Source organism: Salinimicrobium sp. WS361 (assembly GCF_050750585.1).
GTDB lineage: Bacteria > Bacteroidota > Bacteroidia > Flavobacteriales > Flavobacteriaceae > Salinimicrobium.
In genome coordinates this window covers 189,138-214,644 of sequence record NZ_JBOJLM010000006.1, presented here as the reverse complement: position 1 = coordinate 214,644, position 25,507 = coordinate 189,138, and the positions used below count along the sequence as shown (strand labels likewise).

The 25,507-nt window shown below is 41.2% G+C and carries 23 protein-coding genes and 1 pseudogene; 11 read left to right on the top strand and 13 right to left on the bottom strand.

Annotated features, from left to right (window positions below; translation table 11 throughout):
* Window positions 1-50 precede the first annotated feature (50 nt).
* From ACQ93I_RS08335 to ACQ93I_RS08310, 6 genes are all read left to right on the top strand, one after another.
* The gene (locus ACQ93I_RS08335; RefSeq protein ID WP_431698083.1) at window positions 51-1,061 is read left to right on the top strand and encodes a glycosyltransferase; all 1,011 of its coding nucleotides are present in this window, start codon (window positions 51-53) and stop codon (window positions 1,059-1,061) included.
* The gene (locus tag ACQ93I_RS08330; protein WP_431698082.1) at window positions 1,051-2,007 is read left to right on the top strand and encodes a CdaR family protein; all 957 of its coding nucleotides are present in this window, start codon (window positions 1,051-1,053) and stop codon (window positions 2,005-2,007) included. The genes ACQ93I_RS08335 and ACQ93I_RS08330 overlap by 11 nt, the downstream gene beginning before the upstream one ends.
* Window positions 2,004-2,579, top strand: coding sequence for a dephospho-CoA kinase (gene coaE, locus ACQ93I_RS08325; protein ID WP_431698081.1), 576 nt, complete (start codon window positions 2,004-2,006; stop codon window positions 2,577-2,579). The genes ACQ93I_RS08330 and coaE overlap by 4 nt, the downstream gene beginning before the upstream one ends.
* 82 nt (window positions 2,580-2,661) lie before the next feature.
* Window positions 2,662-4,230 (top strand): sensor histidine kinase, encoded by a 1,569-nt coding sequence (locus tag ACQ93I_RS08320; protein ID WP_431698080.1) that lies wholly within the window; start codon window positions 2,662-2,664, stop codon window positions 4,228-4,230.
* 3 nt (window positions 4,231-4,233) lie between these two features.
* Complete coding sequence (locus tag ACQ93I_RS08315; protein ID WP_266068874.1) at window positions 4,234-4,956, top strand: response regulator transcription factor; 723 nt, start codon at window positions 4,234-4,236, stop codon at window positions 4,954-4,956.
* 137 nt (window positions 4,957-5,093) lie between these two features.
* Window positions 5,094-10,232, top strand: a complete 5,139-nt coding sequence (locus ACQ93I_RS08310; protein ID WP_431698079.1) for an HYR domain-containing protein — start codon at window positions 5,094-5,096, stop codon at window positions 10,230-10,232.
* On the opposite strand, the gene miaA is transcribed toward ACQ93I_RS08310, so the two are convergent.
* The 7 genes from miaA to ACQ93I_RS08275 form a co-directional block, all read right to left on the bottom strand.
* Window positions 10,222-11,133 (bottom strand): tRNA (adenosine(37)-N6)-dimethylallyltransferase MiaA, encoded by a 912-nt coding sequence (gene miaA / locus ACQ93I_RS08305; protein ID WP_431698078.1) that lies wholly within the window; start codon window positions 11,131-11,133, stop codon window positions 10,222-10,224. The two genes, ACQ93I_RS08310 and miaA, sit on opposite strands and share 11 nt — an antisense overlap.
* Window positions 11,126-11,953 carry an ion transporter gene (locus tag ACQ93I_RS08300; RefSeq protein WP_431698077.1) on the bottom strand — a complete coding sequence of 276 codons (828 nt, stop codon included), beginning with the start codon at window positions 11,951-11,953 and terminating at the stop codon, window positions 11,126-11,128. Before ACQ93I_RS08300 ends, miaA begins: the two co-directional genes overlap by 8 nt.
* Window positions 11,954-12,137: 184 nt before the next feature.
* Entirely contained in the window at window positions 12,138-13,502 is a 1,365-nt protein-coding gene (locus ACQ93I_RS08295; RefSeq protein WP_431698076.1) for an exonuclease domain-containing protein, read from the bottom strand.
* A gap of 13 nt (window positions 13,503-13,515) precedes the next feature.
* The gene (locus ACQ93I_RS08290; RefSeq protein WP_431698075.1) at window positions 13,516-14,175 is read right to left on the bottom strand and encodes a YggS family pyridoxal phosphate-dependent enzyme; all 660 of its coding nucleotides are present in this window, start codon (window positions 14,173-14,175) and stop codon (window positions 13,516-13,518) included.
* A 4-nt stretch (window positions 14,176-14,179) separates the two neighbouring features.
* Window positions 14,180-15,415, bottom strand: coding sequence for a DUF1015 domain-containing protein (locus tag ACQ93I_RS08285; protein WP_431698074.1), 1,236 nt, complete (start codon window positions 15,413-15,415; stop codon window positions 14,180-14,182).
* 36 nt (window positions 15,416-15,451) lie between these two features.
* Window positions 15,452-16,342, bottom strand: a complete 891-nt coding sequence (locus ACQ93I_RS08280) for a 3-hydroxybutyryl-CoA dehydrogenase (RefSeq protein WP_431698073.1) — start codon at window positions 16,340-16,342, stop codon at window positions 15,452-15,454.
* Between the two features lie 8 nt (window positions 16,343-16,350).
* A complete protein-coding gene (locus ACQ93I_RS08275; protein ID WP_431698072.1) occupies window positions 16,351-17,313 on the bottom strand; it encodes a Gfo/Idh/MocA family protein in 963 nt (320 codons plus the stop codon).
* Window positions 17,314-17,450: 137 nt separating this feature from the next.
* Here ACQ93I_RS08275 and ACQ93I_RS08270 point away from each other — a divergent pair, with 137 nt between their 5' ends.
* The 3 genes from ACQ93I_RS08270 to ACQ93I_RS08260 all read left to right on the top strand — a co-directional run bounded on the left by ACQ93I_RS08270 (window position 17,451) and on the right by ACQ93I_RS08260 (window position 18,867).
* Window positions 17,451-18,095, top strand: a complete 645-nt coding sequence (locus ACQ93I_RS08270; protein WP_266068885.1) for a protein-L-isoaspartate(D-aspartate) O-methyltransferase — start codon at window positions 17,451-17,453, stop codon at window positions 18,093-18,095.
* Between the two features lie 135 nt (window positions 18,096-18,230).
* Window positions 18,231-18,587: a type II toxin-antitoxin system RelE/ParE family toxin gene (locus ACQ93I_RS08265; protein ID WP_431698071.1), complete on the top strand. Its 357-nt coding sequence runs from the start codon at window positions 18,231-18,233 to the stop codon at window positions 18,585-18,587.
* Window positions 18,577-18,867 carry a helix-turn-helix domain-containing protein gene (locus tag ACQ93I_RS08260; protein ID WP_431698070.1) on the top strand — a complete coding sequence of 97 codons (291 nt, stop codon included), beginning with the start codon at window positions 18,577-18,579 and terminating at the stop codon, window positions 18,865-18,867. The genes ACQ93I_RS08265 and ACQ93I_RS08260 overlap by 11 nt, the downstream gene beginning before the upstream one ends.
* A 169-nt stretch (window positions 18,868-19,036) precedes the next feature.
* On the opposite strand, the gene smpB is transcribed toward ACQ93I_RS08260, so the two are convergent.
* Window positions 19,037-19,492 carry an SsrA-binding protein SmpB gene (smpB, locus tag ACQ93I_RS08255; RefSeq protein ID WP_423819112.1) on the bottom strand — a complete coding sequence of 152 codons (456 nt, stop codon included), beginning with the start codon at window positions 19,490-19,492 and terminating at the stop codon, window positions 19,037-19,039.
* Window positions 19,493-19,614: 122 nt separating this feature from the next.
* Between smpB and ACQ93I_RS08250 the strand changes: the two genes are divergently transcribed.
* Window positions 19,615-20,361, top strand: a complete 747-nt coding sequence (locus ACQ93I_RS08250) for a DUF6503 family protein (RefSeq protein WP_431698069.1) — start codon at window positions 19,615-19,617, stop codon at window positions 20,359-20,361.
* 2 nt (window positions 20,362-20,363) lie between these two features.
* Here the strand turns inward: ACQ93I_RS08250 and ACQ93I_RS08245 are convergent.
* The 4 genes and pseudogenes from ACQ93I_RS08245 to ACQ93I_RS08230 all read right to left on the bottom strand — a co-directional run.
* Window positions 20,364-20,552 (bottom strand): annotated as a pseudogene (locus tag ACQ93I_RS08245) (hypothetical protein); the annotation flags it as partial.
* A gap of 25 nt (window positions 20,553-20,577) precedes the next feature.
* The gene (locus ACQ93I_RS08240) at window positions 20,578-20,907 is read right to left on the bottom strand and encodes a hypothetical protein (RefSeq protein ID WP_431698068.1); all 330 of its coding nucleotides are present in this window, start codon (window positions 20,905-20,907) and stop codon (window positions 20,578-20,580) included.
* A gap of 36 nt (window positions 20,908-20,943) precedes the next feature.
* Window positions 20,944-21,465, bottom strand: coding sequence for a SixA phosphatase family protein (locus tag ACQ93I_RS08235; RefSeq protein ID WP_431698067.1), 522 nt, complete (start codon window positions 21,463-21,465; stop codon window positions 20,944-20,946).
* Between the two features lie 3 nt (window positions 21,466-21,468).
* Window positions 21,469-22,569 carry an esterase-like activity of phytase family protein gene (locus ACQ93I_RS08230; protein WP_431698066.1) on the bottom strand — a complete coding sequence of 367 codons (1,101 nt, stop codon included), beginning with the start codon at window positions 22,567-22,569 and terminating at the stop codon, window positions 21,469-21,471.
* A gap of 101 nt (window positions 22,570-22,670) precedes the next feature.
* Between ACQ93I_RS08230 and ACQ93I_RS08225 the strand changes: the two genes are divergently transcribed.
* Window positions 22,671-22,856, top strand: a complete 186-nt coding sequence (locus tag ACQ93I_RS08225; RefSeq protein WP_431698065.1) for a CsbD family protein — start codon at window positions 22,671-22,673, stop codon at window positions 22,854-22,856.
* 49 nt (window positions 22,857-22,905) lie between these two features.
* On the opposite strand, the gene clpB is transcribed toward ACQ93I_RS08225, so the two are convergent.
* Window positions 22,906-25,506 (bottom strand): ATP-dependent chaperone ClpB, encoded by a 2,601-nt coding sequence (gene clpB / locus ACQ93I_RS08220; protein WP_431698064.1) that lies wholly within the window; start codon window positions 25,504-25,506, stop codon window positions 22,906-22,908.
* Between the last annotated feature and the right edge of the window lies 1 nt (window position 25,507).

Genomic DNA, 25,507 nt, shown 5'->3' with positions numbered 1-25,507 from the left:
GGCCTCTTATTTTTTGGTGCCTGTCCCACTTTCTTTAATACATTTGTGCTATGAAGCTGTCCTTCTCCTTTATTGTTCCCGTTTACAATCGCCCGGCCGAGATCAGGGAGCTGCTGCAAAGCATGTGTGAACTCGACTACGGCAAAGCCTTTGAAGTGGTGATCGTGGAAGACGGTTCTTCAATTTCTTCGGAAGAAGTGGTGCAGGAATATGCAGAATTACTGAAGATCAGCTACTTTAAAAAGCCGAATTCAGGTCCCGGTGATTCCCGGAACTACGGAATGGCCCGTGCTGCCGGAAATTACTTTTTGATCCTGGATTCTGATGTGCTTTTACCGCCTCATTATCTTACTAAAGTTGAAAAAGAGCTGCAGCAGGATTTTGTTCATTGTTTTGGCGGTCCCGACGCTGCCCATGAAGGCTTTAGTGACCTGCAGAAGGCAATAAACTATACCATGACATCTTTTTTGACTACCGGCGGAATTAGAGGGGGAAAGAAGATGCTGGGAAAATTTGAACCCCGCAGCTTTAATATGGGATTGTCAAAAGAAGCGTTTCTTGCCAGTGGTGGCTTCGGAAGGATTCACCCCGGCGAAGATCCCGACCTGGCACTTAGGCTTCAAAAAGGGAATTTTTCAAGCCGATTATTCCCCGAAGCTTTTGTGTACCACAAGCGGCGTATAGACTGGGAGAAGTTTTACCGGCAGGTGAATAAATTTGGAATGGTAAGGCCAATTTTGAATAAGTGGCACCCGGAGTCGGCTAAGATCACGTACTGGTTTCCGACTTTATTTAGTTTTGGGCTTGTGGCAGCTGTGATTTTTGCTTTTTTTGGATGGTTTTTGCCTTTGTGGGTATATGTGGTGTATTTGCTGATTCTGTTTTTCCATTCTTTGGTGCGTAACGCCAGTATTAAAATTGCAGGTTTTTCTATTGTAGCTGCTCTCGTACAATTTCTGGGTTATGGGTTTGGTTTCTGCAAGTCAACCTGCTATCTTAGGATGTTTAACATGGATCCGGAAGAGAGGTTTCCAAAGCTATTTTTTAAACATGCTCAATAGGTTCAAAACGGTTACAAAGGCGCGGTTTAAAAAAACCGACTTCAATTCATTTTTGTTCTTTCTGTTCTTTGCGATCGTGATCTGGATCTTTGTGCAGTTTTCAAAGCAGTACAGTGAAGTGATAGAAATTCCTGTGGAGTATGTGAACGTGCCGCCAGATAAATTGCTGCTCAACAATCCTGAAAGCCTTCAGTTAAGAGTGCAGGAGAACGGTTTTACTGTTGCCTGGTTCTCACTTTTTGCACCCACCATAACTATAGACCTTGCACAGGCCCATGTAGATGACGGTAACCTGGTGTACGACCTTATTGAAAACAGGGCTAACCTTCAGTCTCAACTGGAACTCGATATGGATGATAATGAATTCCTGAAAGAGGTGCTCACCGTGAATTTTGAACAGAAACAGGAAAAAAGGCTGCCGGTGATCTTCCGAAGTAATATAGAGTATGCCGCCGGATATTCGGCTGTAAGTGATCTTCAGTTTACACCCGACTCCATTATGGTGAGCGGCCCAGATAACGTTTTAGACACCCTTTCGAGGCTTCTTACCGAGCCGCTTACACTTTCAAAAGTAAAGAACGATAGAGAAGGTACAGTGTATCTTGATACCACTGCACTACCTAATGTCACTTTTTACAGCAATAACGTGGAGTATAGCCTGGATGTTGAAAAGTTTACTGAAGGAAAGGTGCAGGTACCTATTGAAATTATGAATGTGCCGCGAGGGCTTAATGTGGTGATTTTTCCGAAGGAAGTGGTTTTGTTCTACCAGGTCAACCTGAAGGAGTTTAATAAAGTAACAGCTTCAGATTTTAGGGTGGTGGTAGATTTCAACGAGGTAAGGGGCGAGCAGGATTTTCTTATTCCCCAGGTGATCAAAAAACCCGACTTCACCTCAAACCTTCGGCTTAATGAGAAGAGAATTCAGTTTATTATCAAAAAATGAAAGTAGTAGGACTTACGGGAGGAATTGGAAGTGGAAAAACTACTGTTGCGGGTTTCTTTAAAGAACTTGGTATTCCGGTTTTTATCGCCGATGATGAAGCCAAACAATTAATGGTAATCAACCCTGAGGTAAAATCGGCCGTACAAGCACTTTTTGGAGAACACAGCTATAAAAATGGGCTGCCCGAAAGAAAATATATTGCTTCAAAAGTCTTTGGAGACCGCGAGAAACTTGAGCAATTAAATGCTATTATACACCCTGCTGTGGCCCGGCATTTTGAATCGTGGAAAAAAGAGCAGGTGGCGCCCTATGTGATTTATGAAGCAGCCATTCTGTTTGAATCCGGGGGATATAAAAAGTGCGATTTCAATCTCCTTATCACGGCCCCACTAGATCGAAGGATTGAAAGGCTTAAAAAACGCGACAAATCTACCCTCGAAGAAATCGAAGCCAGAATGAACAACCAGTGGAGTGATGAAGAAAAGGCGAAATTAGCCGACTTTATCATCGAAAATAAGGAGCTCTCCAGCACCCGTAAAGCAGTGCATGAACTACATGAAACCCTCGTCTAGAGCGCGTAAATACTGGATTTCTTTTGTTAACTTTTGGTTAAAGGGTATTTTGGCTAAATGTTAAAATCATACTTTTGAAGATATGAACAAAAAGATATTTTTTCTTTTGGTGGTTCTCATGAGCCTCTCTCTTATAGGAATTATATTTGTTCAGGGATTTTGGATAAAAAATACAGTTGAGAGCAAAGAAGAGCAGTTCTCTTTTAATGCTAAACAGATACTGCGAAGAGTAGCTAATGAAGTAGAGAATAACGAGCTGGAGAACTACTATTTCGCGATGCAGGAATTGGTAGACAGTTTGGGCGCGCAGGCAGACAGCGCTATTATAAACGAAATATTTGAAGAACAGCAAGAATTCTCAGATGATGTTTACCTATCTTCACAGGGAAGTTTAGAGGAAGATTTTAAGCTTTCTACCGCTTTTCTGGATGCATCTGTTGATACCGTTCAGTTTAAAAAATTGATTAACCGGAAGGTGTCAAAGCTGGTGGAGAACGACAGTATGAATGAGAATATGCTTTCTACCACTGGCAGGATCAACCGCATCTTTAGGATGAAAGATGTAGAGAAGGAATTTATCCGTTCCACTGTGAGCGAATATACGAGCAGGAAACCTCTGCATGAGCGGGTTTCCAGGTCATACCTTGAAGATTTGATCCAGACGGAACTAAGCAACAGGGGGATGAATACCTCCTTTGAATACGGAATTTACGGTAATGGTCTGGCTACCAAGGTACAGTCAGATAATTTTGAACTTGATGCCAGGTCCACTTACAGGGTGCCTATTTTTACTTCGGGGAATAGCAGTAACAATTACCAATTGTTCGTAAATTTCACTGAAAAGAAACAGGTTGTATTGTCTTCCATTACTTTGATGGCGGCTTTATCAATTATTTTTACGCTTATTATTGTGATAGCTTATTCCAGTGCGCTCTCTCAGTTGATAAAGCAAAGACAGATATCCGAGATAAAAACGGATTTTATTAATAACATGACGCACGAGTTCAAAACCCCTATTGCGACAATAAATTTGGCGCTTGATGCTATTAAGAATCCGAAGGTGATGAACAATCCCGAAAAGGTGGCGCATTATCACCGCATGATAAGGGATGAGAATAAAAGAATGCATGCCCAGGTAGAGAACGTATTGCGAATTTCCCGGCTCGAAAAGAACGAACTGGACCTTAAAAAAGAAAGACTTGATTTACATGAGTTGATTGAAGAAGCTATAACCCATGTAGAGCTAATTGTAGAAGACAAACAGGGGTATGTGCAAACCCATTTTGGAGCTTTAAGGGCTTCCATTCTGGCAAACCCAACCCATTTTACCAATGTAATAGTGAACCTGCTGGACAATGCAGTAAAATATTCTCCAGATACACCAAAGATTGATATCTATACCGAGAATGTAAAGAACTACATTGTAATGAAGGTACGTGACCAGGGGAGCGGAATGACGAAACCTGTGCAGAAAAAAATATTTGAGAAGTTTTATCGTGAGCATACGGGAGATATCCATAATGTGAAAGGCCACGGCCTGGGTCTTGCCTATGCAAAGCGTATCCTTGATGATCACCACGGACAAATTAGCGTGGAAAGTGAAAAAGGAAAAGGAAGTACATTTATAATTAAACTACCACTAATATCTTAATTTATGGAAACTGAAAATAAGAAGATTTTACTAGTTGAAGACGATCCAAACTTTGGAACGGTATTAAAAGATTACCTGGCCATGAACGATTATGAGGTCACTCATGCCAAAAATGGAATGGAAGGATTTGAAAAGTTTAAAAAAGATGATTTTGATCTTTGCATTCTTGATGTAATGATGCCTTATAAAGATGGTTTCACCCTGGCCAAAGAAATTCGGGAAAAGAACGAAGAAGTGCCAATTATCTTTTTAACTGCGAAAGCAATGAAAGAAGATGTGTTGAAAGGTTACAAAGTAGGGGCAGATGACTACCTCAACAAGCCTTTTGACAGTGAAGTACTGCTTATGAAGATCAAAGCCATTATGCAGCGTAAAGCTACAGATAGTGTGGCCGATAGCAAGCAGTTTGAATTCCAGATTGGAGATTTCCACCTCAATTCAAAGCTCCGCTTCCTTACCTTTAGGGATGAAGAGCCTTCAAAACTTTCTCCAAAAGAAAATGAATTGCTGCGCCTGCTCGCTTTACATGAGAACGATCTTATGCCAAGAGAGCTTGCACTAACAAAGATTTGGAGAGACGACAACTATTTTACATCCCGAAGTATGGATGTTTATATTGCCAAGCTACGTAAATACCTTAAAAAGGATGAGAACGTTGAGATCCTTAACATTCATGGGGAAGGATTCAGGCTTGTTATAAGAAATAAAGAAGAAGCACAGAGTTAACATATTAGATTTCAGTTTCTAAGTATTTGGGCCTTGCTGCAGTAAAGCTGCAGCAACGTCCTTATATTTACATGTTAACATTTTCCTGCCCGGGGGTCTTCGTTTACTTACTTATATTTGCGTGTAACCTGCACTAAATGAGGAGACTTCATGCCATCCAAAAATGTCATTCTACTGCCGTACTCCTGCGGCATTTTTTTGGTTGTGGCCGAAATACAAGAGGGCTAAAAAATGCCGTTTTTGAGAGGTTATTTCTTCTATTTTTTCTTCTGAATTGTGGGACTTTATTACATGCACAGAATGGAGTTGATATTTCCAGTTCTGAAGAACCGGGGCCTACGAGTACCAATCCAATTCCTATTGACATAAAGTTTGAAGGCCCTGTAAATCGTGATTTAGTAGAGGCGGATTTGGAGGTGACTAATGGAGGTATACAAAATATTACGAGAGTAGATCCTAAGTTTCCTTATCAGGGATCTGGGGTGAATTTAGAAAATTTCCAGGTTAAAACAACAGAGGCAGAATTAATTGGCGCATTCTTTTCAAATAACATTGAAAGCTATTTGGCAGAAAAATTGAAGGAAACTGTTGTTAGTGTTGATTTTAATGAAAATAACGAACTTTTTTATTTAACGCTATACGATGGAGTGTTCAAAATAAATCAAAGTGGCATTGGTGTTAATGTTATACCAGGAAATAAATTTAGTACTCCCTTAGATTTAGCAATAAATAGAGACAACGGAAATATTTACATCGCAGATTCAGAGAAAGGGCAGGTTTTGGTGTTTGATTCCAGTTATTCTGCCTTAACACCAATTGGGACAGGAAGTAATGCAAATAGTGATAATCCCAGAGGAGCTACTGGTTTAGCTTTAGACCAGGATGGTAATATATATGTTGCAGATAACTTTACTGGAAATACTCCCGATCAGGACGCCATCAAAATATATTCTCCAAATGGAATTTTGCTAAAAAAAATTCCTACTTATAACGGACAGCAAATACAAGATCCTTATCGTATAGCAGTTGATAAACATAAAAATATTTACGTCAGTGAGTCAGGAGGAAGTCAACGAAATCCCAGGATTATAATTTTTGATAAAGATTACAAACCTGTTGAAGTTATACAGGGAGGTGTACAAGGAAACCCAGGAAGTCTTGTTGTAGATGAATACGGATATTTATATGTCATAGATTACCGAAATGATTTTAATTTAACAGACTTATTTAATGATCCCTTAGAAGTTTTAAGCAACTACGAGACCATTCGAGACAGTAGATATACGGTGAATGTTTTCAATACTAATGAGGAATTTAAGTTTGTAAAACAATTTGATTCATCCAACTTGAATTTGCCTATCGATTTGGCGTTAGATAATTGTGGAGAAATCGCACTTAATAATTTACGATTACAAGGTGCTCCACCCCAGGATTTTTTTAGTTATCCAGCATTAATGGATATCAATTTCGACTTTACTTTAAAATATTTTCAACGCCAGGACAATTTCATAGCCGAAGTTGTACCCGTGGCACCGGGAGAGGTAAAGGTGGTTATAGAAGAATCTGATCTTTTTAAATGTGACCCACAACCTGAAGACGAGTTTTCAATTGAATATGAAGAAGAAGATGAAGTGATCCTCACCCCTCCTGTTTTCTTCGATTGTGAGGATTTAACTGTTTCAACTGATCTGGGACAACCTGGAGCAGTAGTTTATTTTAATCCTACAGCGTCCGATAAAAATGGAGCAGTAGAGGTGAATTTGATTAGTACATTCGGTTCAGGGGATGAATTTCCAATTGGTACTACCACTGTTAGATATGAAGCTGTAAATACAGCGGGAACAAGTACCTGCGAATTTACAGTTACCGTCATGGATGATGAAGATCCCGTCATTACCTGCCCTGGCGACATACCGGTGTTGGTCGACCCAGGAGAATGTGAGGTAAGGGTTACTTTTCCTGATCCTAAAGTCACAGATAATTCAGGAAACTGGAGCTTATCCCATGATGGTCCTGATTCAGGAAGCTTTTTCCCAGTAGGAAAAACTGAAATTGAATTCAAGGCTACAGATCCTTCCGGTAATTTTGCAACTTGTATTTTAACCATTATTGTTGATGATGAGGAAGCCCCTGTTTTCAATGCCTGCCCACCAGATTCCCTTAAAATTGAAGCTGTCGACGATAGGTTTTTTGTTCCTAATCTTTTGAGTCAAGTAAATGCAGTCGATAATTGTGACGACGCGATTATAACATACTCTCAAGTCCCGGAAGCGGGAGAGGAAATATTCTCGAATACAACTCTTAGAATCTATGCTTACGATAATGATGCTTCCGGTGAAGATAACCAGTCTACTCCGTGCCAAGTCGAACTAATTATAGAGAACCTGGACCCATTGGAGATCACCTGCTCCGGGGATCAAACGGAGGATCTCCAGGGAAGTTGCGATTTTAGTATTCCTGATTATACACATTTGGCTTCTTTCAATCCCGGTGCTACCATTACTCAATCCCCTGCAGAGGGAACGGTTGTAGATGACAATATTACCATTCGTTTAACGGCTTCATTAGATGGAGCTACAGAATTTTGTGAATTTGAAGTAAACCTGATAAATCAGGCGGAGTTGATTATTTCCTGTCCGGGAGATCAAACAGAAGATGCCGATTCAGCAGGTCGTTTTTCGCTTCCTGATTATAGGGGTCTTGCTAATGTCACAGGCGACTGTGAGCAATTCTCGTTAACTCAAAATCCTGGAGAAGGGATAGTCATTGAAGAAGATACCACCATCACTCTTACAGTAATAGATGTCGATGGAAAAGAAGATAGTTGTGAGTTTGAAGTTCAGCTTGTATTGCCCGGAGATCCAGATCCTTTAGAGATCACCTGTCCCGGGGATCAAACGGAGGATATCCAGGGAAGCTGCGATTTCAGTATTCCTGATTATACACCTTTGGCTTCTGCCAATCCCGGTGCTACCATTACTCAATCCCCTGCAGAGGGAACGGTTGTGAATGGCAATACTACCATTCGTTTAACGGTTTCATTAGATGGAGCTACAGAATTTTGTGAATTTGAAGTAAACCTGATAAATCAGGCGGAGTTGATTATTTCCTGTCCGGGAGATCAAACAGAAGATGCCGATTCAGCAGGTCGTTTTTCGCTTCCTGATTATAGGGGTCTTGCTAATGTCACAGGCGACTGTGAGCAATTCTCAGTAACTCAAAATCCTGGAGAAGGGATAGTCATTGAAGAAGATACCACGATCACTCTTACAGTAACAGATGTCGATGGAAAAGAAGATAGTTGTGAGTTTGAAGTTCAGCTTGTATTGCCTGGAGATCCAGATCCTTTAGAGATTACCTGTCCCGGAAACCTTACTCCTTCCTTTGAAGAGAATTGTTCTTTTAAATTACCAGATTATAAAAATTTAGCGACTGCGAACTCATCCACAGCCCAAATTACTCAGGATCCTCCTGAAGGTACACTGATTTATGGCAGTACAGAAATCACTTTAACTGCGACTGAAGGAAACCAGATTGCCGATTGTTCCTTTACAGTTGATCCGGTTGATGACGTCAAACCAATCATTAATTGCCGAGATGACCTGGAAATTCACCTGAACGAAGATGGCTTCGGGGTAATTCCGCCCGAAATATTGTTATCCACTATAGAAGACAATTGCGGAATAGACAATATTAGCCTGAGCAAAAGCCGCTTTGAGACTTCAGATGTGGGAGAGAATGATATTTTGGTAACCGTCGAAGACGTGAATGGGAATATAGAAACCTGTGAGGCTACCGTGAACGTGGTGCCTTATGATCCTCTTAAAGATATCCGTTGTACAGAATCAGGTGAATTAGAACTTGATCAGGATGGATATGCAGAACTTACTCTCACCTATACCGGGGAAGAGGAAGACATTCAGCTCGAATTGAGTAAAAAGGATTTTACCTGTGATGATATAGGTCTGCCTCAAATGATCACTGCTACGTATAACGGCCAATACACTGGAAGCTGCGAAGTAGAAGTGACCGTTGTTGATAAATTGGCGCCAAGGGTAAATTGTATTTCCAAAATTGACCTTGTACTGGATGAAAATGGTGAAGGGCAATTATCTGTTGAGGATGTGGACCTCAATTCTACCGATAATTGCAGGATCGAAGATATGTCTTTGAGCAAAAACAATTTTACCACCGAAGATGTGGGTACCCAGACAGTGCGGTTTACAGTAACCGATGCTTCGGGAAACTCCGATTTCTGTGAGGTTGTCGTAAATGTGAGGCCTTTTATGGGCACGGGCGGTGATCTCAATTGTGTAGAGGAAATCGTTCTTCAATTAAACAACGACGGAAATGCCATTTTAAAGGCCGAAGATTTGTTTGACGGTGATCCTTCGGGTATTGATTTCTATGGGGAAACCACTTATACCTGTGAAGATTTGGGTACCAATTATATTACATTTTCCAAAATAGATGACCCCTCTCAAACTTGCAAAATAAGGGTAGAGGTAGAGGATAATATAGATCCTGTTGCCCATTGTAAGGCAGACTATGTGTTGACCCTGGGTGCAAATGGGACTGCAACCCTTTCTCCCGAAGACTTTGGTGCTGGCTCTACAGATAACTGTGGAATTGCCTCCATGAGCCTTAACCGCACCTCCTTTACCACCGCCGATTTAGGGCAGCAGCAGCTGGTGCTTACGGTGACAGATAATTCCGGAAATGTGGATATCTGCGAGACACCTATTCTGGTGCAGCCATATGAAGAAAATCCTTCGGGTATTGAGTGCAAAGCCCTTTTTGTACTTGCGTTAAATGCAAATGGAAGTGCCCAGCTACAGCCGCAAGATCTGTTTACAGGAGGTATGAGTGGCACTTATAATGTGAGCCAATCTATTTTCACCTGTGAAGACCTGGGAGAAAACGAAGTAATACTTTCCTATTCTACAGTGAATGGAAGTGGTACCTGTACAGTAAAGGTGATGGTTGAAGATCCGCAGATTGTTTGTGATTCGTCTCCGGCACCAGAGCGCGATTCTTTGATCATGTATCCCAATCCCGGAGATGGCTTGATAAGCTTTGAACTTTCTCCAGGGCTGCAAATAAACAGGATTGAAATATTCGATTTTAGAGGCCGGTTCCTTCGCGAGCAGCAATATGACAATAGTCAGCCCATTCCAGAGTATCAGCTTGATTTAAGCGCTTACCAGGCAGGAGTATATCCGCTTGTGATCTACACCAATGGCAGAGAGTACTTAAAAAGGGCAATTATAAAGTAATTTTTTTCTGAATAGCAGTGATGATCTCTTTGACCGGGGTTTCGGCATCAAACCAGTTGATCGCTTCATTTTTCCTAAACCAGGTGAGTTGTCGTTTCGCAAACCTTCTGGTGTTCTTTTTTATTTCACTTACCGCAGTGTCAAGATCCCACTGTGCATCGAGGTATTTAAAAATTTCCTTATATCCCACCGTATTCAGGGCGTTGCACTCACGCTTGTCGTTTAGGCCTTTTACCTCTTCCAAAAGACCCTGTTGCATCATGATATCAACCCTGCGGTTAATACGGTCATAAATAAATTCGCGTTCCGCTGAAATTCCCACATATAAGGTGTCAAAAAAGCGATTTTTAGAACTCTTTTTTCTGAAGTCTGAATAAGGTTTCCCGGTGCCCCTGCAAATTTCCAACGCCCTGATCACCCGCTGCGGATTCTGTAGATCTACTTCGGAATAATACTCCGGATCAAGGGTTTTGAGTTCCTCCTGAAGGGTTTCCAGTCCTTTTTGCTCCAATTCCTCCTTCAAATTGAGCCTAATTTGCGGATCTACTTCCGGAAATTCATCAAGACCTTTTACTACCGCATCAATATAAAGTCCGCTGCCGCCAACCATCACCACCACATCGTGCTTCAAAAATAACTCCTGAAGACGTTGAATAGCATCACGTTCAAAATCTCCTACAGAATAATCTTCTTCCACAGAAATATGCTGAATAAAATGATGCCGTGCAGCTTTCAGTTCTGTTTCAGAAGGTACCGCAGTACCTATTTGCATCTCTTTGTAGAACTGCCTTGAATCGGCCGAGATAATTTCAGTATTAAAATGCCGGGCAAGCTCAATACCCAGCGCTGTTTTTCCAATGGCAGTAGGGCCTACAACGGCAATGAGATATTTCTTATTCATTTAGGGGATTTCCGCAGTTATGACAGTATTCTGCCTTATCGAGGTGTTTGGTTTCATTACAATATGGGCAAACCTGCGTGTTTACAGGAATTTCCCTTGCCGAGGCACGGCTGAATTCCGAAGTCACAATTCCGGTGGGAACAGCAATGATACCATAACCGGTAATCATGATCACAGAGGCTATGAACTGCCCCAGGGGAGTCACGGGGTGAATATCGCCAAAGCCCACCGTGGTAAGGGTCACTATACACCAGTAAATGCCTGTAGGGATGCTGGTGTAACCATTTTCGGGCCCTTCTACCAGGTACATCACCGTACCCATAATGACACATAAAATAACCACTGCATACAGAAAAACCAGGATCTTTGCGCGGCTGTTACGCAATGCAAGTAAGAGCCGGTTTGACTCTCCAATATACCTCGTGATTTTTAAAATTCTGAAGATTCGTAACAATCGCAAAGCTCGCACGGCGAATAACAGGTTATGCCCGCCTCCCAGGATCGCCAGATAGGTTGGCAGGGTAGAGAGGAGGTCTACAATGCCGTAAAAGCTAAAAATATAGCGGGTTGGCCGGTTAATTACAATAATCCGCAGCATGTATTCTATAGAAAATATGATGGTGATGATCCATTCGGCCGTATAAAACTGCCAGTAGTATTTGTCACTCATCCCGGGAATGCTCTCCAGCATAACCAATACAATACTCAAGACAATTACCAGGAGCAAACCAATATCAAAAGCTTTTCCCGCAGGGGTATCGGCTTCATAAATAATTTCATGAAGTTTACTTTTCCAGGAAGGTATCTTTGTTTGGGCCACGCAAATTGAATTACAGCCTAAAAATAGAATTTTTCAGGAGAATTTTCGTTTATGTAGGGAGAATGTTTTCTTCGGAAATTACAATATAGAGGTCTCAAAAAGGCCATTTTTGAGAATCTTTTTACTGGCTAAATACGAATAATTCTGAAAAATATGGAGGCTCTAAAAAGCAGAAATTTATGTCTTAATCGAGGTGAATCACTTTTAAACGCCCATTTTTCCTCAAATAATTCTGAATGATTTGCTGGGCATCCCGGTCATTTTTCATGGGTGTAATAATAGATTTGATGATCTCCAGGTTGTTCAACTGATAGTTTAGGTTGAAGTACCCAATCCCTTTAAATTCACCTTCTTCCACCAGCAATGCACTTTTTTCGTCAATATCCCTTCCACGGTCAATTACCAGCATATTTTTCTTTTCATAGCTGTAGGCCTCAAGCACCTTTATTACCCGCTCATTATATTCTGAAGCGCCTTCTTCTCCCGCACAGGCTCCACGGCATTCTTTCATGTTGTAGTTAAAGCAGCTGCCCGTGCCTTCGTAAAGGCCGGTAAAGCTTTGGCACAATTCATACTCCTGAAGGATCTTTTCTAAAGTAGATTTTGCCTGTTGCAGGTTGGTAAAAGCCGTAATATATTTTTTGCGCCCGTCAATTTTACCAATCCTTAAATGAATATAACCTTCATTGTCTTTGGCCTGGTAAAGGGCATGAGAAAAAAGGGAGCGTTTTGTAGATCTATTGTATTTGGGTTTGTTGCGCTTTACTTCTTCATTTTCTTTGAGCAAAGCATTTAATTCATTTCCTGTGGCTTCATAGCTCACAGAAGCAACTTCTTTCTGAATTTCCCGTGATTTCTTGTTATCACTTGTGAAGTGCTGGTTTACCCTTTTCTTGATATTCTTGCTTTTTCCAATAAAGATGATGTCTCCATCTTCATTGTGCAGGTAGTAAACCCCGGTAATTGAAGGTAGTTCGTCCAGCAGCTGTACCAGTTTGGTGTTCATCTTCAGCTTTGGCGCATTGCGAACCGAACTCTTTAAAATCTCTTTTTCTGAATCTTTGGCAAGCAGCATCTTGAAGAGCTTGACCGTGGCCTGGGCATCGCCGGTAGCCCGATGTCTGTCACTTAAGGGAATACCCAACGATCTCACCAGTTTTCCGAGGCTGTATGACGGTAAGCCGGGGATAAGTTTTTGGGAAAGTTCTACAGTACAAAGACTTTGCCTCTCATAATCGAAACCCAACCTGCGGAACTCGGTGCGCAGAATTCGATAATCGAACTTGGCGTTGTGTGCCACCAAAATAGCCCCCTCTGTGATCTCTACAATGCGCTTTGCAACTTCAAAAAATTTAGGAGCATTCCTGAGCATGTCATTATTAATGCCGGTAAGGCCAACAACGAATGGCTGAATGGGTATTTCAGGATTAACTAAGCTAATGAATTGATCAACGATTTGATGACCGTCAAATTTATAGACAGCAATTTCTGTTATTCCCTCTTCATTGTATTTCCCACCGGTAGTCTCTATGTCTAAAACTGCGTACAAATGCTATTTCCTCTTAATTGTAATTTCTTTCGCCAAAAATGGCGCTTCCAACCCTTATCATGCTGCTCCCACAGTCAATGGCGATCTTATAATCGCCGCTCATTCCCATTGATAAAGTATGCAGGAAGTTATACCTTGATTTAAAGGTATCAAAAGTAGTCTTTAAAAAACTAAATTCCTTTTTAATCTTCTCTTCTTTTTCAGTGAGAGTAGCCATTCCCATTAATCCAACCACCTTAACGTGAGTCATATCGCGGTAGGCTTGTGACTGCAGTATTCGGTCTGCTTCATCAACATCTATTCCATATTTGGTGTCTTCTTCGGCAATTTTTATTTGCAGAAGACATTCTATGGTTCGATCGTATTTTTTTGCCTGCTTCTCAATTTCCTTCAGCAATTTCAGGGAATCTACGGCGTGAATAAGGTTCACATATTCTGCCATATATTTTACCTTGTTGCGCTGCACGTGGCCCAGCATGTGCCATTTGATATCTTTAGGCAGGTTTTCCCATTTTTCGGTCATTTCCTGGATCTTGTTTTCACCAAAGATCCTTTGTCCGGCGTTATAGGCTTCTAAAATGTCACTTTCGGGTTTGGTTTTGGAAACAGCAACAAGAGTGACTTCTTCAGGAATTTCTGCTTTAAATGATTTGATGTTCTCTGCAATGTTCATAGCTCTAAAATTCATACACGGTAAGACCGCTTCTTAGTTTTGGCTCAATACAGGTGCTTTTTGGGGGCATGGTTAACCCGGCATCTGCAATTTGCTTTATTTCTTCAATGGTTAATGGCAACATCCCAAAGCCAACGGCAAATTCACCTTCATCTACAGCCTTTTTCACGTCAAAAGTTTCATTTCTTCCGGGAAGATATGATATTCTATTGTCGTTTTTAAGGTCTGTAATATTCAAAATAGGTCTAAGCACCTTTATAAACAGGATGTAAGGATCAAGGCTGCTTAAAGAATCTGTAAACTCATAGTTTGTTCTTCGCAGGTAAAGCGAGTAATATTCTCCATCCAAATACATCGAAAAATGATGTTTTTTGGAAGGTTTATAAAATTGGGTACCCCTGTTTTCTATGCGAAACCACTCGTCTAGCTCAATTAAGAATTCCTCTTTCCCAAGTCCGTTAAGGTCGCGTACCAGTCTGTTGAACTCGTATAGCTGCAGATTGCTTTCGGCTATCATATAGCTCAAAAAGAAATTATAAGGTTCGTCGCCGGTATGATTGGGATTCTTTTCTCGCGACTCTTTTGCCAAAAGCCATGACGAGGCACTGCGGTGGTGGCCATCGGCGATATAAACTGCTTCCATGCGCTCAAATTCCTTTCTAATTTGTTCCGTTTTATCAGGATCATCTACAATCCACATGTAATGTACATCACGGTTCAAAGAAGAAAACTCATATTCGGGCCGCTCCTGCATTACCTGTGAAGTAATTTCGGTTATCACAGGGCTGTCGGGATAGGTGAGCAGTACTGGTTCAGTATTGAAGCCTACCGTCTTCAGGTAATCTTTAAAAAGTTGTTCCCGCTGAGAAATAGTATCCTCGTGCTTTTTGATCACATTATTTTCATAATCCAGCGCACTTGTGGCCGCGATAATTCCGCAGTAAGCCTGGTGCCGGGAAATAGTTTTATAAATATAATATGCAGGCTTTTCATCCTGAATAAAAACTTCTTCTTCTTTAAATTCAAGGTAGCGGTTCTTTACAAGCTGAAACCGCTCACTTCCCGATATTTCCTTCTGAAATTTATATCCCGGATTAATAATATGCAGAAAAGAAAATGGATTGTGCTCCAGCTGAAACCTCACTTCTTCCACCGAATATTCCTGATATGGTCTCGAGGCCACAAGGCCCACCTTATCCCGGGAAGGCCGTACAGCCCTGAAAGGAATTATTTTTGCCAAATGCTGCTGATTAAATAGGTTCTAAAAATGCCATTTTTAAGAGGTAAACTGGCCAGAGACTTTTTCGGCTTTCCTGCTTTCAGAATAGTCATAAAAACCTTCTCCCGATTTCACGCCAAGTTTTCCTGCCTGCACCATATTTACCAGGAGAGGGCAGGGAGCGTATTTTGGATTCTTAAAGCCGCTGTACATCACCTCGAGAATAGAGAGACAAACATCAAGCCCAATAAAATCGGCAAGTTGTAGCGGACCCATAGGATGCGCCATGCCCAGTTTCATCACCGTATCAATTTCCTGAACCCCCGCAACCCCGTTGTAAAGGGTTTCAATAGATTCATTGATCATTGGCATAAGAATGCGATTGGCCACAAACCCCGGATAATCATTTACTTCAACAGGTTCTTTTTTCAGCTTTTTTGAAAGCTCCATGATGTTTGAAGTTACCTCGTCACTGGTGTTGTAGCCACGAATGATCTCCACCAACTTCATCACCGGCACCGGATTCATAAAATGCATTCCAATTACCCTTTCAGGATTTGAAACTACCGACGCAATTTTGGTGATAGAAATTGAAGAAGTGTTTGAAGCAAGTACAGTTTCTGCAGAGCAGGTTTCATCCAGCTGTTTGAATATTTTCAGTTTGAGATCTACATTTTCTGTTGCGGCCTCTACAACAAGATCTACATTTTTCACACCTTCTGAAATTTGGGTAAAAGTGGTGATGTTGTTGAGGGTATTGGTTTTATCTTCTTCAGAGATCTTTTCTTTAGAAACCATGCGGTCAAGATTGCCCGAAATGGTTTTCATCCCTTTCTCCAGGCTTTCTTCTGAAATATCTATAAGATTTGTTTTATAACCAAATTGGGCAAAAGTATGGGCAATTCCGTTCCCCATTGTTCCTGCACCAATAACTGCAATATTTTTCATAAAAGATATTAGTTAAATGAGTTAATAATCTGTTTTGCCACACGCAGTGCCTGTGTTCCCTGTTCAAGGCTCACTATTGGCGTGGTGTTGTTCTCAATGGCGGCGGCAAACGAATTTAGTTCTTCTAAAATGGCATTATTCGGGTTCACTTCCGGATTGTCAAAATAGATCTGTTTTTTTAGACCTTCGGCATTTTGAAGAATCATATCAAAATCTCCGGGAACTTCAGGAGCATCTTTCATTTTCACGACCTCGCATTTCTTCTCGAGAAAATCGACCGAGATGTAAGCGTCACGTTGAAAGAAGCGGGATTTGCGCATGCTTTTCAGGGAGATCCTGCTGGCTGTTAAGTTTGCAACACAACCGTTCTCAAAAAGAATCCGCGCATTGGCAATATCGGGAGTGTCACTAATAACTGAAACTCCACTGGCCTGTATCTCCTTAACTTCAGATTTTACCACGCTTAAAATGGCATCTATGTCATGGATCATAAGGTCGAGTACCACCGGCACATCTGTTCCCCGCGGATTAAATTCCGCCAGGCGATGGGCCTCGATGAACATAGGGTTCTCAAACTTATCTGCAACCGCCTGGAAAGCGGGATTAAATCTTTCTACATGACCTACCTGGCCTTTAACATTGTATTCTTTAGCCAGTTTAACCAGCTGTTCAGCCTCTTCAATCGTGTTGGTAATAGGCTTTTCTATGAATAAATGTTTTCCTGCTTTAATGGTCTTTTGGCCCACTTCAAAGTGAGAAAGGGTAGGAGTGACCACATCAACCACGTCTACGGCGGCTATGAGATCGTCTAAATTGTTGAAATATTTATATCCAAACTCTTCCTGAACCTTGCGGCCACTGTTCTCATCTATGTCGTAAAAGCCCACAAGATCATATTTTTTAGATTCCTGGAGCAAACGCAGATGGATTTTTCCTAAGTGTCCTGCACCCAGGACGCCGGCTTTGAGCATAATAAATGGTTTTCAACAAAAATAACATTTCTTGGACTAAAGCCAATGCCAATTAGGAGTGAATAAAAGCGGCAAATCCCAAATTTTCTTTAACCTGAGGTAATCTTTATGTAATTTTGGCCATCAAAACTTAAAAGGTGCGAAAGGATACGCTCAAACATCAGGGAAAGAGGTTACAATTGGCAAAAGTCGTGGAAGATAAAGGGATCAGGGATGAGAAGGTTCTTGATGCCATTAAAAAAATTCCCCGGCATTTGTTCATGGATAGCAGCTTCGAAGATCATGCGTACCAGGATAAGGCTTTTCCCATTGCTGCCGATCAAACTATTTCCCAGCCTTATACTGTTGCTTTTCAAACTGAAGTACTGCAGGTAAAAAAAGGGGATATGGTGTTGGAAATTGGTACAGGGAGTGGTTACCAAACCGCCGTTCTCTGTGAGTTGGGTGCAAAAGTTTACAGCATTGAGCGACAACTTGAATTGTTTAAGCGCACCAAGCTCTTTCTTTCAAAAATAGGATACCGCCCAAGATACCTGGCCTTTGGTGACGGTTATAAAGGGCTGCCCGATTATGCCCCTTTTGACAGGATCATTGTAACAGCTGGTGCACCTTTTGTACCGAATCCTTTACTGAGTCAGTTAAAAATTGGTGGCCGAATGGTCATTCCCGTGGGGAAAGACACTCAAATAATGACACTTTTGGAAAGAAAATCTGAAACAGAATTTGAAAAAACCGAATTCGGAAATTTCAGGTTTGTACCGTTGCTGGAAGACAGGAATTAGTATTCAGTATTTAGTGATCAGTTGGCAGTATTCAGTTCTTCAGTATGCAGTGTTCGGTTTTAAATTGTGCAGTAACAGGTTTAAAAAATAATTATCATCTTGTATAATTGTAACTTTTAAGTTACCTTTGGTTGTATGCGAAAGGTTAGGGAGGTAATTCAATATAAAAATTATTTTGAGGAATTCTTGCTTTCGCAACCAGAAAGGGTTCAGGACAAGATTTTTAAAGTCCTTGAAATTATCGAAACATATGAAAGAGTTCCTTCAACGTATCTTAGATCAATAAAGGGTGCCAAAGGTCTTTATGAAGCCCGAATAAAATTAGGAACAAATATTTGGAGGGTTTTTTGCTTTTTCGATGAGGGGAAACTTGTAATCCTGCTCAACGGATTCACTAAAAAAACACAGAAAACGCCTCAAAAGGAAATTGACAAGGCTGTTAATTTAATGCAGTCCTATTACGCAGATAAAAACCAGAACAATGGAAACTAAAAGTTGGAAAGATATAAAGGATACCGTCTACGGAGAGAAAGGAACTGAACGTAGAGATGAGCTGGAAAGGGATTTTGAGTCATTTAAAATAGGCCTTTTATTGAGAAAGGCAAGAGAAGAAAAAAACCTAACCCAAGAACAACTCGCAGATTTAGTTGATAAAAAAAGAACATATATTTCCCGGGTTGAGAATAACGGAAGTAATCTCACCTTAAAAACTTTATACGATATAGTTGAAAAAGGACTGGGTGGAAAGGTTAAAATATCAATAGAGATTTGATACTAGTGTTCAGAAAGGAGTGTTCAGTATTAAGTTCTTCAGTATTCAGTAAAAAAAAGTTGAACAATTACGAGTAGGGAGAATTAGTATTGAACAAGAAGCTGTTACCTGTAACAGAACCCGCAACCCGCAACTCGCAACTATTTCAACCCGCAACCCGTAAGAAAACCTACCTGTACTCTTTCTGAATTCTATCCAGTTTACGTTTGCTTTCCCTGTCTTTGATGGTTTCGCGCTTATCGTAAAGTTTTTTACCCTTGGCAAGTGCAATCTGCATTTTTGCGAGTCCGCGGTCATTGATGAAGAGGCGGAGGGGAACAATCGTCAATCCGGAATTTTTCACTTCTTTTTCCAGCTTTCTTAACTCCTTGCGGTTAAGCAGAAGTTTACGGGCGTGTTTGGGATCGTGGTTGAAGTAGGTGGCGTGAGAATACTCCTGCACCGTCATATTAATGACAAATAATTCACTGTTGGAGAACTCACAAAAACTCTCGGCTATAGAGGCTTTTCCCTCTCTTATAGCTTTAATCTCGGTACCTGCCAGTTTTATTCCTGCAATATATTTGTCAAGAATTTCGTATTCAAACTTGGCTTTTCGGTTCTTAATGTTGATGTCGTTCTTCATATCAACAAAAATAACAAGCTTTGGCGAATTACCCGTGTTTTTAGGGAAATCTTAAAAGGCGGAGTTTTAATTTCAGTTTGAGCCCCAGATTCGGTATTTTTGTTTCTTTACAATCCCCCGTCATGAAAAAATATTTGGTATTCCTATTTGTTCTGTCCCTGGCTTCCTGTAATGAACAAGCTCCTCAATCTAAAGCCGATAAGATCATAGCAAAAGCTGTTGAAAACGCCGGAGGGGAGAAGTATGAAAAAGCAAATATTGAATTCCGGTTCCGGAAAAATATCTACACCAGTACCCGCAATAACGGAAAGTTCGAACTCACCCGAAGAATTACCGATTCTACGAACACTACCTATAATGACATCTTGAATAACCAAGGTTTTAGGCGCTTTCAGGGAGAGGAACAGCTCAGTTTATCTGATTCTCTTTCCGAAGCTTATGCCGAAAGTGTCAATGCGGTGCATTATTTCGTACAACTGCCTTTTCGCCTGAATGACGATGCGGTAATTAAAGAACTTGTGGGGCAGGATACCATCAACGGCAAAGTCTACCACGAGATCAAAGTCACTTTTGAGCAGCAGGGTGGAGGAGTAGACCACGAGGATATTTACATGTACTGGATCGAAAAAGATGATTTTACCATAGATTACCTGGCCTATCGCTTCTTTGTGAATGACGGCGGAATTAGATTTAGAAAAGCAGTAAACCCACGAATGGTAAATGGAATCCGGTTTGTGGATTACGAAAATTATAAAACCGATAAGCTATCTACTCCCTTAGAAGAGCTTGATGATATGTTCGAAAAAGGGGAATTAATCAGGGTTTCTAAGATTGAAAATGAAATTCTGAAGGTTGAAATTCAGGATTAATTTTAGATTTTTAGAGATTGTCCCTGAATTTTTTGCAATAATCTTTTGTAGCGGGGCCTGTTGTAACGCTGCACGATAATAGGGTAAAGATTCAGCAGCACATTGAGCACGATGAGCCATAGCGCTTCCCTCCAGGTATTTGCTACTATAAATGTTACCAGCATTACGATAAGAAATATTATCGCGTGTCCGGCTTCAGAACTGCGGGACCCCTGTTCAGCACGCTTTAAAGCTTCTTCCTTTTTTGATGATCTTGAGGTCTTTGCGGCTTATCTTTTCCCAACCCGTCCAGACGAGTAGTTTTCTGTACAGATGTACTCCGAAGAACCTGTAGATGCGTCCTTTTTTCTCAAATTGCAGGGTATTGAAATAAACCGAATCATATTTCCATTTAAAAACAGAATCCAGATAGGTGTACCAGGCCATCAGGACGAAATTTAGCACCCATGCAAAAGTGAAATCCGTAAAACTGGTTAAAATACCTGTGAGGTAACAGAATCCAATAGAGACTGAAGTTGCTAAAAATGCTTTAATTCCGTTTAGCATTCAGAAACAACTTTTAAAAATGCCATTTTTGATACCTTAGTTGATAAAAAGTACCTGGGAAGTCTTTTCGCCACCCGGCGAGACGGTAACAATAAATAAGCTGCCGTATTCTGATTCATCAAGATCCTGATATTTATTTTCTCCCAGCAGCAGGTTTACAAATGCAGGATTGGTATTGCTGTGCCCCACGACGAGTACCATTTTTCCTGTTGTCTTCTTCTGAAATTCGGGATCGTTTAATTTTTTGGGATCGTAAATGTCTACCTGCTTCTGCTGCTTATCGGCCACCGCCCTGGCGGTATTCATAGTGCGATGGTAATTGCTGGAATAGATAAGGTCAAATTCAACTTCTTCAAATACTTCAGCCCATTTAGCTGTCCGTTTTCTCCCGGCTTCAGAGAGCTGCGGATTCCGGTCTTGCGGATCTGTCATTTCCTTTTCGGCATGACGAATGAAATAATATTGCGTGGTAGCTTCCTGCACCGGTGGTGCTATAGGATTTTCAGAAGTTTCTCCTAAAGATAGAATAGAAATCAAAAAGATGAAAAAAGCACGCATAGATTAGCTTTTTGGAACAAATTCCATGAGAATGACCTGGTTGAGTTGCTGCCCCATAGAGTTGAAGTTATTATCAGAAATAAGGATAAGACTTTGATTGCCGTTAGGCAGGGTAGGGCCAAAGGTGATGCCCTCAATGTTATCAATGATCTCCTGGCTCAGGTAATTTTTTGCCCATTTAAAATCGTAAAGCAGGGTTTTCTTTGCAGGGTTATTAAAGGAAACCCTAAGATTATTAATGTCTAAAGTATTTGTAGCCAGGCTGGCATCTACATCAAATATTCGCACGGTATTGCCATTTTGACCATGACCGGCTGCAAAACCTCTTTCCAGGATAAGAAATTTGTTGGGGGCGTACTCTAAAAGGTCGGTAACGCCATTTACTGCAAAATAGAGCCAGGGTATTTTTGCTATTCTTTCTAAACGGTAAGGGAATTGCTTTACAGGTTCTCCGGTTTTTTTGTCGAAATAGGTGATACGCACCGGTGATTTTGTGGGATAAAGCTTAGGTTTTGGTCCATCAGTGACCAAAGGAAGTTCCATGGCCGCCCATATTCCTTTTTGATCAAAGGAAGCGGCAAGTCCTTCAAGCGTTCCGTTATTTCTGGGCTTCTTGATACTTTCAGCTAAAAGATTTTCGGGTACAGCAAAAGAGTCGACATAATTTCCCTTTTTTGACACCCTAAAGAGCATAGGGTCTTTTTTATTATTGATATTTCCTTCGCTGGAAAGCACAAAATTGTCTTCTTCAGCCTGGAAGAGAATACTTTCTAGATCCAGATGTTGCTCCTTAAGGCTTTCATGTTCTTTATTCAGAAGAATTACATCAGAAATAACTATCGTATCGATCTTTTCTTCGGAAATAGCCATGTTAGCCACATAAATCCTCGGCATAGAAGGCTGGTCGCTTACCATATAAAATTTCCCTTCCTGGTAATCGATGCCCGAAAGACCGCCAACCTCTGTACCTTTTACAGTGAGGTTGTCGGTAATATTATAATCGTCTAAAAACTTTACCTGTACGTTTGAAGTACTACCTATTCGGGAACTTTTACAGCTTAGGAAGGCTGTGGCTATAAGAACTAAGAAGAATGCTTTTTTCATGCCGATAAAAATAACAAATTCTTAAGAGCAAAATAGGACTTTTTTAGCGGCAGGGCAGCCCTTGTTTAGCTACTTTCGATAAAACCATTAAAACTTAAGTTATGAATGATGACCAAATTGAAGGAAAGTGGAAACAGATCAAAGGACAGTTTAAGCAAAAGTACGGAGATCTTACCGATGATGATGTAACCTATCATGAAGGTAGATTTGATGAAATGCTTGGACGCCTACAGGAAAAGACCGGCCGTAGCAAGGAAGAATTGAAGAAGGAAATTGACAGGTGGTAGGATTTTCCTGGAATAAAAAAATGGCCCCGATTAATTGGGGCCATTTCTATTATTGGGCGATTTCTTCCTGGTTTCTAAAGACCAGTTCGTCGTCAAAGCAATCGAGCAGCACAATACTATCGGTATGTATTTTACCGCTTAAGATCTCTTTGGAGAGTTTATTAAGGACTTCTTTTTGCAGCGTCCTTTTTACCGGTCTTGCCCCGTATTGAGGATCAAAACCTTTGGTTGCAAGGTTTGCAATGGCTTCTTCGGTTGCATCAAGAGTAATGCCTTGTTTCGCAAGCATTTTGGTTACGCCTTTCATTTGGAGGCCTACAATTTGCTTGATATCCTTCCTGGTAAGCGGTGCAAACATCACTATATCATCAATCCTGTTTATAAATTCTGGCCGCACACTCTGTTTTAGCAGGGCCAGCACTTCAACTTTAGCGCTTTCCATCGCAGTTTCAGTATCTTTTACCGTGTCAAATTTTTCCTGGATAATGTGAGAACCCATATTTGATGTCATAATAATTATGGTGTTCTTAAAATCGGCCAGGCGTCCTTTGTTATCAGTCAGCCTTCCTTCATCAAGCACCTGCAAGAGGATATTAAAAGTATCGGGATGGGCTTTTTCTATCTCATCAAGCAGGATCACCGAATAAGGTTTTCTTCTTACAGCCTCGGTAAGCTGCCCACCTTCATCGTAACCTACATATCCCGGAGGCGCACCAACAAGCCTGCTCACAGCGTGGCGCTCCTGATACTCACTCATATCAATACGGGTCATCGCACTCTCGTCGTTAAAGAGATAATCGGCAAGAGCTTTGGCCAATTCGGTTTTACCAACTCCGGTAGTACCTAAAAACAGGAAGGAGCCTATAGGTTTCTTTTGGTCCTGTAATCCTGCCCGGCTCCTGCGCACGGCATCACTCACGGCCTCTATGGCCTCGTCTTGACCTACCACTCTTTTATGAAGTTCGTCTTCCAGTTTGAGAAGTTTCTCCCGTTCGGTCTGTAACATTTTGGTAACCGGAATGCCTGTCCATTTAGCTACAACTTCAGCAATATCTTCGTTGGTGACTTCTTCTTTGATCAATGATTTTCCCTGCTGATTCTCTTCCAGTTGCTTCTGAAGCTCGGCCAGCCTTTCCTGTTCTTCCTTGATCTTACCATAGCGCAGTTCGGCTACTTTTCCGTAGTTGCCTTCTCTTTCGGCACGCTCGGCTTCAAGCTTATAATTTTCTATGCTCGATTTTGCCGTCTGGATATTGTCTACAACGTCTTTTTCATTCTTCCACTGGGCATGGAGTTCATTGCGTTCATCTTTGTAATTGGCAAGATCGGCTCTCAAAGCTTTAAGCTTATTCTCATCATTCTCCCGTTTAATGGCTTCCATTTCTATCTCAAGCTGCATGATCTTTCTGTCGAGCACATCGAGTTCTTCAGGTTTGGAGTTGATCTCCATTCTTAACCTGGAGGCTGCTTCGTCCATTAGGTCTATGGCCTTATCAGGTAAGAACCTGTTGGTAATGTAACGTTGCGACAACTCAACAGCCGAGATAATTGCCTCATCTTTGATACGTACTTTATGGTGAGTTTCATACTTTTCTTTGATTCCGCGTAAGATAGATATGGCGCTCTCGGTATCTGGCTCATCTACCATTACCTTTTGAAAACGTCTTTCAAGGGCTTTGTCCTTCTCAAAATACTTTTGATACTCATCTAAAGTGGTTGCTCCAATAGCGCGCAATTCCCCTCTTGCCAGGGCAGGTTTTAGAATGTTGGCTGCATCCATGGCACCCTGGCCGCCACCGGCACCCACAAGGGTGTGAATCTCGTCAATGAACAGCACGATGTTCCCTTCGCTGGAAGTTACTTCTTTAATGACGGCCTTTAGTCTTTCTTCAAATTCCCCTTTATATTTTGCACCGGCAATCAAAGCTCCCATATCAAGGGAATAGATTTGTTTATCCTTGAGGTTTTCGGGAATATCACCTGCAACTATACGATGGGCAAGACCTTCGGCAATGGCGGTTTTACCCACACCGGGTTCTCCCACTAACATTGGGTTGTTCTTGGTTCTTCGCGACAGGATTTGCAATACCCTGCGTATTTCTTCATCGCGTCCAATTACAGGATCAAGCTTACCTTCTTCGGCCAGTTTATTAAGGTTGTTGGCGTATTTATTCAGGGAGTTATAGGTTTCTTCGGCACTTTGGGAAGTGACTTTTTCTCCTTTTCTAAGTTCTTCAATTGCAGCTTTTAAACCTTTTTCGGTTGCGCCCTGGTCTTTCATGATCTGGGCCACTTTACTGGAGGATCCAAAAATGGCTAAAATTAAATGCTCTACTGAAACGTATTCATCTCCCATTTTCTTTGCTACGGAAGATGCATCGGTAAGTGTTTTGGATGCTTCACGCGAGAACATAATATCTCCGCCGCTCACCTTCGGAAAATTCTGAAGTGTCTTGTCCAGGATCTGCTGAAAGAGACTCACATTAATATTGAGCTTCTTCAGAAGAAAAGGCGTTACATTCTCATCTACTAAAGTAATTGCTTTGAATATATGTTCGTTCTCTATTTGCTGATGCCCTAACTCCTGCGCCAGTTGCTGGGCCTGCTGAATGGCCTCCTGACTTTTTATTGTAAAATTATTTAAGTTCATA